The 17316-nt window shown below is 54.0% G+C and carries 17 protein-coding genes; all 17 read left to right on the top strand.

Going from position 1 to position 17316, the window contains the following annotated elements; genetic code table 11:
- The first annotated feature begins 65 nt into the window (after positions 1 to 65).
- The 17 genes from JE47_RS0102040 (at position 66) to JE47_RS0101960 (ending at position 16905) form a co-directional block, all read left to right on the top strand.
- Positions 66 to 431, top strand: coding sequence for a hypothetical protein (locus tag JE47_RS0102040; RefSeq protein WP_031458166.1), 366 nt, complete (start codon positions 66 to 68; stop codon positions 429 to 431).
- A 178-nt stretch (positions 432 to 609) separates the two neighbouring features.
- The gene (gene tsaE, locus JE47_RS0102035) at positions 610 to 1131 is read left to right on the top strand and encodes a tRNA (adenosine(37)-N6)-threonylcarbamoyltransferase complex ATPase subunit type 1 TsaE (RefSeq protein ID WP_031458165.1); all 522 of its coding nucleotides are present in this window, start codon (positions 610 to 612) and stop codon (positions 1129 to 1131) included.
- Positions 1131 to 1817, top strand: a complete 687-nt coding sequence (tsaB, locus tag JE47_RS0102030) for a tRNA (adenosine(37)-N6)-threonylcarbamoyltransferase complex dimerization subunit type 1 TsaB (protein ID WP_031458164.1) — start codon at positions 1131 to 1133, stop codon at positions 1815 to 1817. Before tsaE ends, tsaB begins: the two co-directional genes overlap by 1 nt.
- Positions 1818 to 2090: 273 nt before the next feature.
- Positions 2091 to 2807, top strand: coding sequence for an FhaA domain-containing protein (locus tag JE47_RS0102025; protein WP_031458163.1), 717 nt, complete (start codon positions 2091 to 2093; stop codon positions 2805 to 2807).
- A gap of 3 nt (positions 2808 to 2810) precedes the next feature.
- The gene (locus JE47_RS0102020; RefSeq protein WP_031458162.1) at positions 2811 to 3272 is read left to right on the top strand and encodes an FHA domain-containing protein; all 462 of its coding nucleotides are present in this window, start codon (positions 2811 to 2813) and stop codon (positions 3270 to 3272) included.
- 249 nt (positions 3273 to 3521) lie between these two features.
- Entirely contained in the window at positions 3522 to 3878 is a 357-nt protein-coding gene (locus JE47_RS0102015) for an NADH-quinone oxidoreductase subunit A (protein WP_031458161.1), read from the top strand.
- 2 nt (positions 3879 to 3880) lie between these two features.
- Positions 3881 to 4675 carry an NADH-quinone oxidoreductase subunit B gene (locus JE47_RS0102010; protein ID WP_031458160.1) on the top strand — a complete coding sequence of 265 codons (795 nt, stop codon included), beginning with the start codon at positions 3881 to 3883 and terminating at the stop codon, positions 4673 to 4675.
- Complete coding sequence (locus JE47_RS0102005; protein ID WP_031458159.1) at positions 4668 to 5189, top strand: NADH-quinone oxidoreductase subunit C; 522 nt, start codon at positions 4668 to 4670, stop codon at positions 5187 to 5189. Before JE47_RS0102010 ends, JE47_RS0102005 begins: the two co-directional genes overlap by 8 nt.
- A gap of 30 nt (positions 5190 to 5219) precedes the next feature.
- On the top strand, positions 5220 to 6329 hold the full coding sequence (locus tag JE47_RS0102000) for an NADH-quinone oxidoreductase subunit D (RefSeq protein ID WP_031458158.1): 1110 nt from the start codon (positions 5220 to 5222) through the stop codon (positions 6327 to 6329).
- The gene (locus JE47_RS0101995; protein ID WP_031458157.1) at positions 6326 to 7411 is read left to right on the top strand and encodes a 4Fe-4S dicluster domain-containing protein; all 1086 of its coding nucleotides are present in this window, start codon (positions 6326 to 6328) and stop codon (positions 7409 to 7411) included. The genes JE47_RS0102000 and JE47_RS0101995 overlap by 4 nt, the downstream gene beginning before the upstream one ends.
- An 18-nt stretch (positions 7412 to 7429) precedes the next feature.
- Entirely contained in the window at positions 7430 to 8752 is a 1323-nt protein-coding gene (gene nuoH / locus JE47_RS0101990) for an NADH-quinone oxidoreductase subunit NuoH (protein WP_031458156.1), read from the top strand.
- A 57-nt stretch (positions 8753 to 8809) separates the two neighbouring features.
- A complete protein-coding gene (locus JE47_RS0101985; RefSeq protein ID WP_031458155.1) occupies positions 8810 to 9460 on the top strand; it encodes an NADH-quinone oxidoreductase subunit J family protein in 651 nt (216 codons plus the stop codon).
- A gap of 2 nt (positions 9461 to 9462) precedes the next feature.
- Positions 9463 to 9780 (top strand): NADH-quinone oxidoreductase subunit NuoK, encoded by a 318-nt coding sequence (gene nuoK, locus JE47_RS0101980; RefSeq protein ID WP_031458154.1) that lies wholly within the window; start codon positions 9463 to 9465, stop codon positions 9778 to 9780.
- Between the two features lie 93 nt (positions 9781 to 9873).
- Positions 9874 to 12069 carry an NADH-quinone oxidoreductase subunit L gene (gene nuoL / locus JE47_RS0101975; protein ID WP_031458153.1) on the top strand — a complete coding sequence of 732 codons (2196 nt, stop codon included), beginning with the start codon at positions 9874 to 9876 and terminating at the stop codon, positions 12067 to 12069.
- 3 nt (positions 12070 to 12072) lie between these two features.
- Positions 12073 to 13737 (top strand): complex I subunit 4 family protein, encoded by a 1665-nt coding sequence (locus tag JE47_RS0101970; RefSeq protein ID WP_031458152.1) that lies wholly within the window; start codon positions 12073 to 12075, stop codon positions 13735 to 13737.
- 50 nt (positions 13738 to 13787) lie between these two features.
- Positions 13788 to 15299 carry a complex I subunit 4 family protein gene (locus JE47_RS0101965; protein WP_031458151.1) on the top strand — a complete coding sequence of 504 codons (1512 nt, stop codon included), beginning with the start codon at positions 13788 to 13790 and terminating at the stop codon, positions 15297 to 15299.
- A gap of 22 nt (positions 15300 to 15321) precedes the next feature.
- Positions 15322 to 16905: an NADH-quinone oxidoreductase subunit N gene (locus JE47_RS0101960; RefSeq protein WP_031458150.1), complete on the top strand. Its 1584-nt coding sequence runs from the start codon at positions 15322 to 15324 to the stop codon at positions 16903 to 16905.
- Positions 16906 to 17316 lie beyond the last annotated feature (411 nt).

Below are 17316 nucleotides of genomic sequence, written 5' to 3'. Positions count from 1 at the left end.
CCCTTAGGCGTCATTGCCCTGTTGCTAACGCACGAGGATCGATCCTCAATGGAGGAGGATTATTTATGGAAGTACGTGTCCGTGAGGCAGCCGCCCATGCTCGTCGGCTTGGTTACCAGGTTCTTGTCGCCGAACAATTGCGCGCCACTCGCTGTCTATTGGTATTGGCCGGTCCTGATGTGCAACCGTTCGCAGTGTTAGCGCAGCAACGATCTCTCATTACTGCCGCTGATGTCCAGGATTTTGCCGAGATATTGTTTCTCCGTCGTTTGAATCGCGGATTACTGGTCGCAGTTGACGGTCATTTCAGCGATGAAGCGCGACGCACCGCACAAGAATTGCGTCACGCTATGATTACGCTAACCACGCAATTGCCACCAGCGAATGCTTTGGTGGCAGCCGGTCTCCAGCCGGTTGTCAATTTGCATTAGGTGACATTGATTCCAGGCAGTATATTGTCGTGAAGGTCTGCCAGTAACGGATAACCACGAGCGAGCAGAACCTCTAGTTCGTATCAAGCATACGTACACGTCGTGGCAACAACTGCTTCGATGAGGTATATCCTTCTTTTTTTACGTTCGCTGCGGTCGGCTATGGTACAATAGGGCCATGACCGATCAACTGCTATCAGCGGCGCAAACGCCACACGATCTCGATTTTATCAGTCATAGCCCGAACCAAACCGAAAGAATCGGCTTTCGGCTCGGGCATTTATTGCAGGCTGGTGATTTGCTCTTACTCTCCGGCCAGCTCGGTGCTGGTAAGACGCATCTGATCAAAGGGATTGCCCGTGGTCTGGGGTACGACGGCCCGGTTACCAGTCCAACGTTTGTCTTGATCAACGAGTATCGCGCTGATGTTGCGCATGGCCGAATACCGATCTACCACGTAGACCTCTACCGGGTGAGTGGCGTTACCGAACTGGCGACAATCGGTCTTGATGAAATCTGGTTGAGTGAAGGTGTTTGTCTGATTGAGTGGCCAGAACGAGCGGCAGCCGCGTTGCCGCCTGAACATCTGCACATTGTGCTCAGCTATATCAGCGAAACCAAACGGCGGATACGGCTGATGCCACGAGGTCTGCGTTACCGAGAGCTGCTGACCACCTTCAAGGAGGAGACGTTCGGCTGATGCTGCTCGCGATTGATACCGCAACTGCGCTTACCGGTCTGGCGCTCTACGGTCCGCAAGGCCCCCTGGCTGAGAGTATCTGGGAGTCGGGACGCAACCATACTGCTCAACTCTTACCCCAGATTGATACATTGTTGCGCTACATTGGCGCATCACCGGGCGATATTACTGTCCTTGCCGTAAGCCTGGGGCCGGGTAGTTGGAGTGGATTACGGGTAGGTTTGAGTCTGGCTAAGGGTATGGCACTGGCCGGTGATCTGCCGTTGATCGGCATTTCCACCCTCGAAGCCCTGGCTTACCAGTACGTACCGACACCGCTACTGGTCTACCCACTCATTCGGTTGGGACGCGAACGCTACGCGACGGCCCCCTTTGCCGCTCATGAACGGTTTGAGCGGTTAGCGCCTGATCGCAATCTCACGCTTTCCGAATTATGTGCTGAAGTCGATAAGCCGGCATTCTTTTGCGGTGATCTCGATCCGGCGACTGTCGCCAGCCTTCAGCGTGGCTTAGGTGATCGTGCGGTACTGCCATCGCCGGCTGCGCGTTTGCGTCGTCCGGCTTTTCTGGCCGAATTGGCCTGGCAGCGCCATATTGCCCAACGCTACGATGATCTGGCAACGCTCGAACCGATCTACCTCGGTGAACCGGTACGGCCACAAGTGGGTAGCCATCGCGCCGAGTAGTAAGTCAACCTAGGAGCTGCTGTGTTGGACGGGGTACGGCAAGGTCGGTATTGCAAAGCTGTCCTCCCTTCATGTTCCCCAGTACATCCCACTTTCCCGCAAAAAGAGTTGTAAACAGGTTAGGAAACTCTCCCTCTTCACCGTTGTCAGGTAGTGTGAAGCGCTGAAACTCCTTAAACAACTTGCCACACCACTGTACGTAACCGATAATGACGGTATATCATGTAAAGACGTATGCTAACCGGATCGTTTACCTTGCGAGAGGGGAACGCAATGTCTGCCCTACGCCGATTTGAACAATTTATGGAGCAAATGGTTGAGGGGTCGGTAGCTCGTATCTTCCGTAGCTCGATTCAGCCGGTCGAAATTGCCCGTCGCTTAGAGAAGGCGATGGAAAGTAACCAGACGCTCAGCGTGAAACGGGTTATCGTCCCCAGCATCTATCGCGTCTTTTTGAACCCGCAGGATTTTGCCAATTTTCAACCGGTGCGGCAGCAGATCGAGCAGGAACTGGCAACCTATCTGAGCGAATTGGCTGCCGAGCGTAATTTTACGATGCTCGATCTACCACGGGTTGAGATTACCGAAGATCCAGCAGTACCACGACGCTCAATTCAGGTTGTAGCCGAGATGCGTGATGCGCAAGCAGATCGGGCGACAATGACGATGATGATGCCGGGTGAGCGGGCGGCTGGTCGATCATCGGGCGCGTTCTTTCTCTTACGAGCCACCAATGAGCCGCAAGCGTTACCTATTGCAACGACAACCGTGACTATTGGGCGAGGGCTGGATAACGACATTATCCTGGAAGATACTCGTGTTTCACGAAAGCATGCCCAATTACGCTACCGTCAGCGTCGGTTTTGGCTGACCGATCTCGGCAGTACAAATGGAACCTTTGTGAACGGCGAGCGAATTAGTGAACGTGCCCTGCGTGATGGTGATGTGGTCTCGTTGGGTGGTCTTGAACTAATATTTCGCGAGGGCTGATCGATGTTCTTCGATATTGCCAGCATCTCAATCGGGGTCATTTTGCTCTTGTTGCGGGTGGCAGTAGTTTTTTTGCTCTACTTTTTCCTGTGGCAGGTCATTCAAGTTATCAAACGCGATCTCTCACAAACGTCACCGCTGTCATCGCCTGTCAGTCCCTATGGCCAGTTGGTGGTAACCAGGTCTGGGCAAAGTGGAATTGCTGTTGGGAAAGTCTTTCCACTGAATGTAGTAACAGTGATCGGGCGTAATCCGAACTGCGATATTGTGCTAAACGACTCGTTTCTATCGAGCGAGCATGCCCGGCTTGAGCGGCGGAATGGAGTCTGGTGGCTCGAAGATCTGAATAGCACGAACGGCACCTTTCTCAATGGCTTTGAAGTGAGTGGTCCTACCGAAGTGCATCCTGGTGATGCAATTCAAGTCGGTCGTGTGGAGTTACGCCTTGAACAGGGTATGGGCTGATCGACAGATTGAACAGTATCTATACCTTTTTTGTTATAGGTCTCATAGAAATCTGGTATAACATCGTTGTTTTACCGAAAAACCCGCTCACTGCAATTCCTGGCGCTTATACTGAGCAAAGAATGGGCAGATCTTTGTCCTGAATTGTTAAGACTTTACCATTGTGTGCGGTGATCGCTGTGAGCGTTCAGACGCATTTGTGATATACTTCTCATTACCTTCATTCACGTAAACCACGGAGGACAGGCGATGCTGGCCAATTATGCTATAGTAGGCATCTTTCTTGTTGCTGCGATTAGCTTTCCACTTATCCCGTTGGTGTTAGCTTTCTTTCTTCGTCCCAAGCGACCAACGCCCCTGAAGACCAGTACCTACGAATGTGGGCTGGAGGCGATTGGTGATGTACACGTGCAGTTCAAGGTTCAATATTATCTGTACGCCCTGGCCTTCGTTATTTTCGATATTGAGGTGATATTTTTGTATCCGTGGGCAGTAGCATTTCAAGTAGTGGGGCTCTACGGTCTCATTGCCGCAACGATCTTTCTCTTGATGCTATTTGCCGGTTTGCTTTATGAATGGCGTAAAGGCGCCCTAGAGTGGGTGTGAGTATGGCTGAAATCGATCCAACCCAACTCGAACTCGAACGACAGGGTGTGCTATTGACGACCGTGAACCGGTTTTACAACTGGGGGCGTCGTTCGTCGATCTGGCCAATGGCGTTTGGGTTGGCGTGTTGTGCGATTGAGATGATGGCCTTTGGCCTGAGTCGTTATGATGTAGCTCGTTTTGGGGCCGAGCTGTTTCGCGCATCACCGCGTCAGGCCGATCTGATGATTGTTGCCGGTACGGTGACGAAGAAGATGGCACCACAAGTGGTACGGCTTTACAATCAGATGGCCGAGCCGCGTTATGTGATTTCGATGGGCGCGTGTGCTACCTCTGGTGGCCCCTTCCGCGACGGCTATAACGTGTTACGCGGCATCGATCTGCTTATTCCGGTGGATGTCTATGTGCCCGGTTGTCCGCCGCGTCCTGAAGCATTGTTGCACGCACTAATGACACTACAAGAGCAAATTGACCGGCAAAAATTAGGGCGTGTGCGCTGGTACGGTAGTAGTGACAAACCGCAAACCAGCGATTTTCCGGTACCGACTTTCGGGGCAAAGGGGCTGGAGATTGACGGCAAACTGGTCGATCCGGTTGGCGGTTTACCGCTCCTCAGCCCGTATACCTCGCCGAGCCACGGCGAACACCGTTCAGGGCAGATCGAACACCCGGAGATTGTGCGCCAGTTCCCAATTATGGATCCGGAAGTAGAACTTGAGAATGCACTGAAGGCACGCGGGGTGGCCCCTGAGATCGCAGCCGATGATCTGAAACGGAGTGTGGTGAACGATGCCTGAGATGTCTCCTGCCGAGCTTCGTGCCCGATTGGCGGCAGCGCTGCCGGATGCGTTGGTTGATGTGGCTCCCCTGGCAATGACGCCACCACCTGCCCATGGTCCTCAACCTGGCATGTTTCATCCACCCGATCCGTTTGTGCATCCCGATCATCTCGTCGCGGCAGCGCTCTTCGTGCGTGATACGCTCGGTTATGCGTTGCTATCCGATATTGCGGTGGTCGATTATCTCTACGCAGGATGTTTTGAGTTGGTTTACCGCTTCTACCATCCCTCCGGTGGGCCAGGAATTGTCTTGCGAGTACGGGTGCCACGTGATGCGCCGCAGGTGCCATCGTTGACTCCACACTGGCCGGCAGCCAATTTCCACGAACGTGAAGCCTTTGATCTGTTCGGTGTTGAGTTTGTCGGTCATCCTTACCTACGGCGGATCTATATGTGGGATGAATTTGAAGGCTTTCCAATGCGCAAAGACTTTCCTCGCCAGGGCGATAAGTATCTGGGTGGCGATGAGTAAGAAGCTGAGAGATGAGGGATCGGTACCGTTATGCTCCAAACCCAAGAGTTGCAAGTCAATATTGGTCCGCAACATCCGTCAACGCACGGTGTGTTTCGCATGCTGGTGACGGTTGACGGTGAAACGGTGGTTGATCTCAAGCCCGTATTCGGTTATCTGCATCGGAATCACGAACAGATCGCCGAGGCGAATACATATTTGCAAAATATGCCCTACACCGACCGGCTCGACTATTTTAATTCGATGGCGAATAACCACGCCTATGCAATGGCTGTCGAGCGGTTGGCTGGGATCGAGGTGCCTGAGCGCGCTGAATACATTCGGGTGTTGATGGTTGAGTTGACGCGGATTCTCAACCATGCCAGCGCGGTTGGCTTCATGATCAATGATATGGGGGCATGGCAGACACCGCTGGCTTTTGGCATGCGCGAACGTGAGAAGATTCTCGATCTCTTCGAGATGGCGAGCGGCGCCCGGCTGATGTGCAACTACTTTCGTTTTGGCGGTGTCGCACGAGATTTGCCACCTGAGTTTATCCCGAACCTGCGTGAGCTGCTCGTCGCTTTGCCGGCATATATCGACGAGCTTGAACGCCTGCTGCGCGATAACGAGATTTTACTACAGCGAGCGGTCGGTATCGGGATACTGCCACGTGAGGTTGCCCTCTCGTATGGTGTGACTGGACCGGTGTTACGCGGTTCGGGTATTCCCTACGATGTGCGTAAAGCCGAACCTTACAGTGTTTACGACCGGTTCGATTTCGATATTCCCATCGGTAAGGTGGGTGATGTATATGACCGGTTTTTGGTGAGAATTGAGGAGATGCGTCAGAGTAAGCGGATTATCGAGCAGGTGCTCGAGCAATTGCCTGACGCAAAGGGTGGTCATATCAATCCAAAGGCACGCCAGAATGTACGACCACCGGTGGGCGATGCGTATGCCCGGATAGAGTCGCCGAAGGGCGAGCTGGGTTTCTACCTGGTTAGCGATGGTAGCGGCAAGCCGTACCGTTATAAAGTGCGCGCACCGTCGTTTATCAATCTTACGCCCCTAGCCGATATGTGTCGCGGGTACAAGGTGGCCGATATTGTGGTCATCCTCGGCAGTATTGACATCGTGATGGGAGAGGTGGATCGATGATGGAACCACCATTTGAGATAGAGATTCCACGCGGTCGCGTTATCGAAGTGCAACGCGATGATTCTCGTGTGCGACGCGGCGGCGGTTTGCTCCGTGGAATGGCGGTGATTTGGAAACACTGGAAAGAGTCATTTCGCCTGAATCGCAGCTATAGCCAGATTCATGGTACGTTCACGATCCAGTATCCTGAAGAGAAGCCACGGATTCCAGAGGCTTACCGCAACATGCCCATTCTCCTCTACGATGACGAGACCGGTCACGAACTCTGCACCTCGTGCTTCCAGTGTGAGCGTATCTGCCCACCGCAAGTCATTCATATGACGCAGGCCAAGGACCCGGCTACCGGCAAACCGGTACCGGCAGTGGCAGAGTTTATTATCGAGTATGACGCCTGCATGAGTTGTGGCTTTTGCGCGGAAGTGTGTCCATTTGACGCGATCAAGATGGATCACGAGTTTGAGTTGTCGACCGACGATCACGCCCAACTGACTGTGCATAAAGCCCAGTTAAACCGACCAATTAGCTACTACGCGAGCATTGCCCCAACGATGTGGGCAGAGGTGCGCGAGAGTGCTCTGAAGAAGCTGCAAGGGAATATTCGCCGTCGTCCTGATGTCATCGGGATTGCACCGCATCTTACCGAGCGCATTGCGGCACGGCGAGCTGAACTGGCTGCTCAGGCGGCTGCGCCATCGCCAGCAGCAGAGCCTGCATCACCACCAGCACCCTCAGCACCAACCGAAGCACGTAAGCTGACACCTGAAGAGAAAGCAGCGAAGCTGGCGGCGATCCGGGCGGCAAAGGCAGCCCAGGCTGGTGATGGTGTCACACCATCGGCTGAAGGAGGCACCCCTGCCGAAGCACCACCCGCCGACGACAAAGCAGCGCGCCTGGCGGCAATCCGGGCCGCCAACGCCGCGAAGAAGGCAGCCGCCACCGATGCCGCACCGGCAGCGACAGGTGAGCCGACGACGCCCACACCCGCCGACGACAAAGCAGCGCGCCTGGCGGCAATCCGGGCGGCTAACGCCGCGAAGCGCAAGCAAGCTGCTGACAGTGTTGATACGGAAGAGGGATCATAACCCGATGGAGAAGCCTCGATGTATGATATCTTACAGGCACTAATCAATGGGACCTTCGGTTGGGGATGGCCTGACTGGCTGATCTATCTGATCAGTTCTCTTGTCGTCGTGACGATCATACTGGTTGTGGCGCCGCTCCAGATGCTCTTTTTCACCTACTATGAGCGTCGAGTTATTGCACGTATGCAGGATCGGATTGGACCCAACCGTGTTGGCCCAGAAGGTATCTGGCAACCAATTGCTGACGGCGTCAAGATGTTTACCAAAGAAGACATCGTGCCAGAAGCCGCCGATCGAATTGTTCACTTTCTTGCGCCCTGTGTGGTGGTCGCTCCTACCATCCTGATGTTTGCCGTGGTTCCGTGGGGGCCGGGGATGACGCCGGTTGATCTGCCGACCAGTCTGCTCTTCTTCTTCGCGGTATCGTCAATCAGTGCAGTCGGGCTAATGATGGCGGGTTGGGCCAGCAACAACAAATTCTCGCTTTTGGGTGCGATGCGGGCCGTCGCCCAAATGGTCTCGTATGAGATTCCTGCCGTCTTGTCACTGATTGCGATTGTGATGATCGTTGGTTCGCTCTCCATTAATAGTATTATCGAATACCAGGCCGGTTTGTTGATCAGCAATCGTGATCTGCCAGGGATTCCCGATCTCGGTTTAGGGTGGTTTGTTTTCACACCGGTTGGCTTTGTCGCCTTTATTGCCTTCTTTATCGCCGCCTTAGCCGAAGGCGAGCGTACGCCGTTTGATATTCCAGAAGCCGACTCTGAGATTGTCGCCGGTTATATGACCGAATACAGTGGGATGAAATTCGGTCTGTTCTATCTAGCCCAGTATGTATTGAACTTTTTGCTCTGCGCTATCACTGCGATCCTCTTTTTTGGGGGGTGGCAGGGGCCAGGCGTGAATTGGCTCTATGCACAGGCGATCACACCGACTAACCCTGATGGCAATGGTCTCTTTAACGTTTTGGCCGGCGCGCTTGGTGTCTTCTACTTCCTGCTTAAAACGTATATCTTCTTCTTCGTGATGGTCTGGCTACGCGGTGCGTTTCCCCGGCTGCGGATCGATCAACTTATGGATTTTGGCTGGAAGTTTCTCATTCCACTTACCCTGGCTAATTTGTTCAGTGCTGCGGTGTGGGTCGCATTTACCCGTTGGGGGGCGGCTGAAGGAATGTTGATCACCGTTGGCTGGTCACCGGTACTGCGTTGGCTGGCGGCATTTATCATCACCCTGGCTATTAATATCGGTGTGTACCTCTGGTTGACTCAAGTCTATGCGGCGTCGCAAGCCGAACGACGACGAGTGGAACTAGAGGAGTTGAGTGCCACGTTGTAAGCGGTTGCGAACAGAGGCAATGATAATGGCAGCGGAAGGCTGGGGCAGGAACGAGTGATGGAAGTTGTTGTGCAAATAACGTTTGGCGTGATTGCCGTGTTTATTCTGGTTGCGGCGGCGATGGTCGTCTCGGTGCGGAATGTGATTCACGCTGCACTCTGGCTGATTGCCTGTTTCTTTGGCGTCGGTGCGCTCTATATGCTCCTTGAAGCCGAATTTCTGGCCGTTGTGCAGGTGTTGATCTACGTTGGTGCTGTGTCGGTCTTGATCCTGTTTGCCATCATGCTCACCCGCCAGATTACCGGTGAAGGGGTGCGTCAGCTTACCAATCGCTGGCCGGTTGTACTGGCAATTGCCACATTGCTCTTTGCGACGGTGCTGGCCCCCACATTGATCAACCAGCAATGGAATGTGCCACCAGCACCACCTCTGGGTACGCCTGAGCCGATTGCCGGCCCGGCAGAGCTAGGACGCGGTTTTGTCAACGAGTTTCTCATCCAGTTTCAGGTGGTAGGGGTCTTGTTGACAGTTGCGTTGATCGGGGCGATTGTGATTGCCTATGAAGAGCGCGCACGCCGTCGTAAGGTGCTGACCCTAGCTGAAGAGCTGGAATTGAAGCGCCTGCGTGAGCAAACGTCGCCAACCGTACCAGCACCGGTCGAGGCAGAACCGGTTGTGCAAGAGTCGCGATCGGCAAGTGAGAGGTAATTATGCTGAATGCAGTTCCATTACCGGCAGTATTGACATTGGCTGCTGCTCTCTTCTGTATTGGCCTTTTTGGCGCCCTTTCACGGCGGAACCTGATCGGAGTCTTGATGGGTGTTGAACTGATGCTCAACGCCGTCAATATCAATCTGGTCGCCTTTTGGCGCTATTTCGAGGCCCGTTACATTACCGGTCAGACATTTGCCATCTTTATTATCGCTGTAGCAGCAGCAGAAGCAGCCGTAGGTCTGGCAATGGTGATTGCCGTCTACCGCCACTATGTCACCGTTCAGGCCGATGAAATTGATCGCCTGCGCGGATAACGGAACAGTGGTGGGCCAGAAGGTTAGCAACGTCGGCGAGATGAGGGACCGAAGACAGGAAGACTTGCAGAAATGTAAATGACGGGAACGTATATGGCGTTTTTTCTGCAAAATGCATGGCTGATTCCGTTCTGGCCGCTACTGGCTAGCGCTCTCATCACCCTGACGCCAATACGGCGCATAGCGATGGCGAGTGCGTGGCTGGCGACCGGCCTGATGATGATCGCAACAGTCATGGCGTTGGGATTGCTGGCGGCAGTCGCCAACGGTTGGGCGCTGCACGATGGTCAACTGGTGCAGCTTGCTGTACACCACGGTGAACACGGCGCATTTGCTTTTCCTGAACCGAATGTGGTACAGCGGTTCGTATGGGCACCGACCGGGGAGACAGCCTTACAAATGGGTATTTATATCGATGGCGCCGCTGCCGCTATGCTGGCAATGGTGACCATTGCCTCAACCTGCATTCATCTCTTTTCAATTGGCTATATGGCTGCGCATCCACGCCAGAGTCGCTTCTTTAGTTTTATAGCCCTCTTCACGGCAGCCATGCTGCTGATGAGTATGGCCGATAATCTGCTCCTCTTCTTTATGGCGTGGGAAGTGATGGGGCTTTGCTCGTACCTGCTGATCGGCTTTCTCTACGAACGTCCCAGTGCAGCACGAGCAGCAGTGAAAGCGTTTATCACTACTCGCGTAGGTGATGTGCTCCTCTTACTGGGCATCGTGTACCTGTACGCGCAGGCTGGTGGCATCTCCTTTGGTCAGGATGAGCATGGCATCTTCTTTCCGCCGCTGCTCGAACGGCTGGCACGTGAGACGGGTGTATTGGGTCTGAGCCATGCAGCCGGCATTGCCTTGTTGTTGTTTGCCGGTACGGTTGGGAAATCAGCGCAATTCCCGCTGCATGTCTGGTTACCAGATGCGATGGAAGGCCCCACGCCGGTATCGGCGCTTATTCACGCGGCAACGATGGTTGCTGCCGGTGTCTTTCTTGTTGCCCGCACATTTCCCATCTTCACCGCCGATCCTACCTCGTTAGGCGTAGTTGCCTTTATCGGTGCCTTTACCGCTCTGTTTGCCGCAACAATTGCCGTTGCGCAATTCGACATCAAACGCATCCTGGCCTACAGTACGCTGTCGCAGCTCGGTTTTATGGTAGCGGCGCTAGGTGTCGGTGGTTGGGTGGCGGCAATGTTCCATTTGATCACCCATGCCTTCTTCAAAGCGCTGCTCTTCCTCGGTTCGGGGTCGATCATTCATGCGATGGAACAGCAGCCATCAATCCGGCAGATTCATCATTACGATGAATACGCGGCCCAGCAGACCGCGCAAGATATTCGTAATATGGGTGGCTTACGTACCCGTTTGCCGTGGACGTTCTGGACGTACACTGCCGGTTATCTGGCACTGGCCGGGATCGTTCCTTTTGCCGGCTTTTGGAGCAAAGACGAGATTTTGCTCGATGCCTTCAAACATAATATCGCGGTCTATGTGACGCTTAGTGTTGCCGCCTTCCTGACCGCAGTCTATATGACGCGCCAGTGGTGGTTGGTCTTCTTCGGTGAGTATCGTGGTGCTCAGCCAGTGGTGTTTGTGAATCCCGATGCACCAGTGAGTGAACACGGTCATCATCGAGATCACCATCATGACGATCATCATGAGCATGGCGAGCACTGGCACGAAGACCCACGCATGATTGCACCGCTGGTCATATTGGCGAGCTTTGCGCTCACTGCCGGTTTGCTCAATCTCCCATTCGACCTACCGTTTGGGCATTGGTTGGCCACTCTCTGGGGGCAAGAGGCCGCGAAACTCGATCCGCTGGTGGCCGGTCTATCACTTATCATTGCGCTGGCCGGTATTGCGGTTGGTTGGTACGGGTATCGTCAGGCCTTTACGTCGGCAACCGATACCGATCCATTGGCTGCACGAGCGCCGGGATTATTTACGCTGCTCAACGCTAAATACTACATTGATGAGCTGTACGCGGCTACCCTCGGTCAATTGACTGCCAGCCTGGCCGCAGCCTGGTCGTTACTGGATCGAGCGGTCATTGATCGGTTGATTGATGGCATAGGGCGCTTTACCTTCGGCTTAGGCAAAGTGAACTTCATCATCGATGACACCCTGCTCAACGATGGGCCGGACGGATTAGCAAGCGGCACGCAGGGGAGTGGTCGTCAGGTTCGACGTTTGCAAACTGGGAAAGCACAAGATTATCTGATCTACGTGTTTGGTGGTCTGCTCGCGCTAGCTATGTTCTGGCTATATGTAATTGGACGATAGCGTATGAATCTGCCGGAGTATCTCATTCCTGCCGCCGATGGCGTTCCGTGGCTCACATTGCTGATGCTTTCGCCGTTGGTCGGTATTGCACTGATCGGGTTGGCCTGGCTGATCAGACTCAACGAGCGGATTGTCAAGGTTGGGGTACTGGCCTGGACAGGTGTGCCGTTGCTGTTGGCCATTATGATCTGGATGCGGTTCGACCCGCAGGCTGTGGCAGGAGGCCAGGGGGCAGTACAATTAGTCGAACGGATTCCCTGGATTCAAGCTGTCCAGGTTGATTACTTTCTCGGCATTGATGGGCTAAGCCTGCCGCTGGTCTTGTTGACCGTAGTGATGACTCCGCTCGCTATCATCGCTAGTTGGGGTGTGCAGGAGCGATTGCGGGCGCATCTGGCATTGCTGCTTTTGCTAGAAGCGGCGATGTTGGGTTACTTTGTTGCGCTTGACTTCTTCTTTTTCTTCATCTGCTGGGAATTCAGTCTGGTACCGGCCTTCTTCCTGATCCAGGGCTGGGGGCGTGAACAGCGTCGCTATGCGGCTTTCAAGTTCTTTGTGTACACAATGGCCGGTTCGCTGGGGATGCTCCTGCTCTTCCAATTGATCTATCTGGCGATGCGTCAGGTTGGGATGCCAACGTTTGACCTGATCGCCCTTGGTCGCTTAGGTCAGGGATTAGCGGTGGCCGGGGTTGAAGGGACGCTGCGCGATATTCTTTTTGCCTACATGGATCAACTCGGGGTAACCGATGTGCTTGGTCGCTATCCGATGCTCTACAGTAGTATCGCGATGTGGGCAATCTTCATTGCCTTCGCTATCAAACTGGCGGTGTGGCCGTTCCACACCTGGCTCCCCGATGCCTACGCGGAAGGCCCGACAGCAGCGAGTATTCTGCTGTCAGCGGTGATGAGCAAGATGGGGGCCTACGGAATGTTGCGGCTCCTTTTGCCGTTCACGCCTGATGCTGCTCAGTATTTTGCGCCGGTGCTGGCTGCACTGGCAGTAGTGGGAGTGGTTGCCGGTGCATTTGGCGCACTCAGTCAGGTCAATGGCGATATTAAGCGACTGATTGGTTATACCTCGATCAATCACATGGGGTACGTCATGCTGGCAATCGCCGGGGCGGCAGCGGCAGGTGAAGCGGGTATTGATGCACGGGCGAGTGCGATCAATGGGGCACTAGTACAGATGGTCGCTCACGGTCTCAGCACCGGTGCTCTCTTCTACCTGGCCGGCGTCTTGTATGAACGTACTGGTCGGTGGGAACTCAGCGGTCTGGGTGGTTTACGCGCCAGTGCCCCAACCTTTGCCGGTGTGATGGGCATTGCGCTCTTCGCTAACCTGGGTCTTCCCGGATTGGCCGGCTTTGTCGGCGAATTTTTCATCTTTCGCGGAGCCTGGGCGACGTTACCGCTCTTCACGGCGCTGGCCGTGATTGGGCTGGTCGTGACAGCGCTGGCATTGTTACTTATGTTCCAGCGTATCTTTTTGGGGCCAGCCATCGGCACACCACGCACGATTGCCGATCTCCGCGCACCAGAATTTTGGTCAATCGTACCAATTTTAAGCCTCTCATTATTGATTGGAGTCTACCCTGGCCCGCTCATCAATCTGGGTAATGCTGCGGCAGGACAATTGGTTGCTATCTTTGCCCGTGCATTTAGTTAGAGAACAGATCGCCATCTGGCTTACCAGATGCATTGCACAAGGGTGACCACATGGGGTTGCTAACGCTTTCCGCCGATATACCGTGGTTGAGCCTGATCTGGCTTAGTATGCTCGTACCGGCCATCATCATTGCCTTCATTCCTGATCGGTATCCCGATCTGATGCGTTGGGTCGGGACAGGATTCGCCTTTATCTCGCTCGTCCTGTCGTTGTTGGTCTTTCTGGCGTATGATCCAGTTCGAGGCGGTTTTCAATTTATCGAACAACTTGACTGGATACCGCAGCTTGGGATGAGTTATCTGTTGGGTGTTGACGGCATCAATCTACCGATGCTGCTGCTCAACGGTATTGTGATCTTTACCGGCGCCCTGATGAGCTGGAATATCGAAGAGCGCGCCAAAGAGTATTGGGTCTGGTTGTTACTCTTGACCACCGGTGTTTACGGCGTTTTTAGTGCGCTTGATCTCTTTCTCTTTTTTGTCTTCTACGAGTTAGCCGTATTGCCGATGTACTTGTTGATCGGCATTTGGGGTAGTACTCGCAAAGAGTACGGTGCAATGAAGCTGACCCTGTTTCTGATGGCAGGGAGTGCGCTAGTTATTATCGGGATGATCGGTCTCTACTTTGGGAGCGGTCTGCGCACCTTTAATATGCTGGTGCTGGCCGAACAGGGTTTCATTGCCGGAGATTTGCAACGCCTCCTCTTTCCCGCCTTATTCGTCGGTTTTGGGGTGTTGGCCGGTATGTTTCCCTTCCACACGTGGAGTCCGACCGGTCACGTCGCCGCGCCGACGGCGGTCAGTATGTTGCACGCCGGAGTTTTGATGAAACTGGGAGCATACGGCTGTTTACGGGCGGCTATGTGGCTCATGCCCAATGGCGCCCGTGAATGGCTTCCAATTATCGTGATTTTAACCATTTTCAACGTAGTGTACGGTGCCAGCATTGCGATGGTACAACGCGATGCGAAGTTTATCATCGGCTATTCGTCGGTCAGCCACATGGGACTGGTCGTGATGGGATTAGCCGCCGGAACCCAGATTGCAGTGATGGGGTCGGTGCTCCAGATGTTTGCGCACGGGATTATGACCGCGCTCTTCTTTGCAGTGGTGGGACGAATGATCTACGACCGCACCCATACCCGACAGTTGCCCGAATTGGGTGGGCTGGGTCGGGTGATGCCTTTTGCGGCAGCAATGTTCATTCTAGGCGGCCTTTCATCGATGGGGATGCCGGGGTTGGCTGGGTTTTGGGCCGAGTTTAACATCTTTATCGGCGTTTGGGAACGGTATCCGTTAGTCGCCGTCATTGCGGCCCTGAGCATTCCAATTACGGGAGCCTATATTCTACGCGCCGTGTGGGCCGTCTTCTACGATGAGGTAAAAAATCCCGAATTTCTACATCTTCCCAAATTAACGTGGCAGGAATACAGCGGCGCATTGGTATTGGCGTTAGTACTGGTTGGGTTGGGATTGTATCCGGCGTGGATGACCGAGCTGATTGATACCGGTGTGCGACCATTGGTGGCGCGTCTCAATGAGGTGGTTGTAGCGCTACGCTGATTGTAGCAATAAAGAGGGACGTATGTTTCAGTTGACCGACATCCCACGTCTTTTGCCAGAAATTTTGCTCCTGGTGCTGGCGTTACTGGTGCTGGGTTCGGATATCCTTGAGCGGTGGGGGCGAACACCGGCCGCACAGCTTGAGCGCGTCAAATCTTCAGCCTCACTTACCGCTATCGGCCTGGGGATGGTGTTGTTTGTCGCGTTGCTACAGAGTGGCTATATTTACCGCCTGCCTGAGACGGCGCCAGTTAATTTCTTCACGAACATTATCCGTAACCTTCAGAGTGGTGGCCCCGGTGGTGAGCCAATTGCCGGGGCGTTTGCTACCGATCACTTAACGATGATTGCGCGTTTGCTCATCATCGGAGCTGCGCTGGTGACCAGTCTGCTCTGCCTTGACGTTCGGCCTAGTGCTCATCCTGGTGAGTTTTACGCCTTGATCATCTTTAGCACCCTCGGTATGTGTCTGATGGTGGGTGCCAACGAATTTTTGCTGGCGTATCTCGCTATTGAGTTAACTTCGATCCCACTGTATCTATTGGCTGGCTACTTTCGTAACGACCCGCGCTCGGCAGAGGCAGGTCTTAAATACTTCCTGTTTGGAGCTATTTCGTCGGCGATTCTCCTGTACGGCATGAGTCTGGCTTTTGGCGCAGCACTCAACGGTGTCGGTAGTGCAACCAATTTTAATGACCTGACTCGTTTTGATCGGATCGGTACCTTTACCGCGTCAAGTGGTGGCCTGATAACGCTGGCTATGCTCTTTATCGTGGCCGGTATGGGGTACAAGCTGGCAGTTGTCCCGTTTCACAGTTGGTCACCCGATGTCTATGAAGGTGCACCAACCCCGATTACGGCCTTCATTTCGACCGCCTCGAAGGCAGCCGGTTTTATCTTACTCTTCCGACTGTTGACAAAGACATTCCCGGCTATGACGGGATCGCCAACGCTCGATACTGCTGGTGGATGGACGGCAGTGCTGGCGGTACTGGCGCTGCTGACAGTGGTGATTGGAAATCTGGCTGCACTGCCGCAAACGAATGTCAAACGGCTGTTAGCGTATTCAAGCATCGCGCATGCCGGTTTTGTAGTGTTGGGCTTGCTGGCCTGGGCTGCTGCGCAACCGTTTGATCGGGAACAAGGGTTGACGGCGCTACTCTATTACCTGTTCATCTATAGTCTAACCAACCTGGGTGCTTTTGGCGCGTTGGCATTGATCGGACAGCAAACTGGTGGCGACGACCTGACCCATCTGCGTGGTCTTTCGCGACGCAATCTGCCGCTTGCGCTGCTGTTTACCGTCTGCATCCTCTCGCTGGCCGGAATCCCGCCCCTTGGTGGCTTTTTTGCTAAGTTTTACATCTTTATGGTCGGTTGGCAAAGTGGTGCAACCTGGCTGGTTGTCATTGCGGTGGTAATGACGATTGTCAGTCTTTATTATTACCTTCGTCTGCTCAAAGCAATGTTCATCGAACCGGCAACCGATTTGACGCCGGTTTCGCTCCCACGTGGAATTGGTGCAGCACTGGCCATTGCTGTCGTTGGTGTGTTGGTATTGGGTATCTTCCCCAATCTGATTTTGAGTGTTTTGGAACGGGTGTAGGGTCGCAGCAACGCTGCGCCCCTCTGTGTTGGACTACCCATGCATCTAGCATGAGAGGGAAGTTGGCTGAAACAGAATAGCACCGTCTATTGGGTGCGGACACATCGGCTTCCGCACCCAAATATTTGGGCGGCAATTACCCGTCACAGCAGCGGTCATTCTATTTTTGCTGAGTGCATGATTCAGAAACTCGTGGTTTTATCAGGCGCTCAGCAGGAGCGTCGGCTGAAGTGGCGAGCAACGAAGCACCTCATCAAAAAGCTGGGCTTTTGATGAAGCTCGACCATGAGAATGGTATAGCTCGGAGAACGTTCATGCAGGCGTCTCCTCACCGTGATGGAAACGGGAGACGCCCCTCACCTTCCCCCTCGCCCCTTCATCTCCCAGGCGGGGAGAGGAAGAGTGAACGTG

This window comes from Chloroflexus sp. MS-G (assembly GCF_000735195.1).
Lineage (GTDB): Bacteria > Chloroflexota > Chloroflexia > Chloroflexales > Chloroflexaceae > Chloroflexus.
This window is presented reverse-complemented; position numbering and strand designations above follow the sequence as displayed.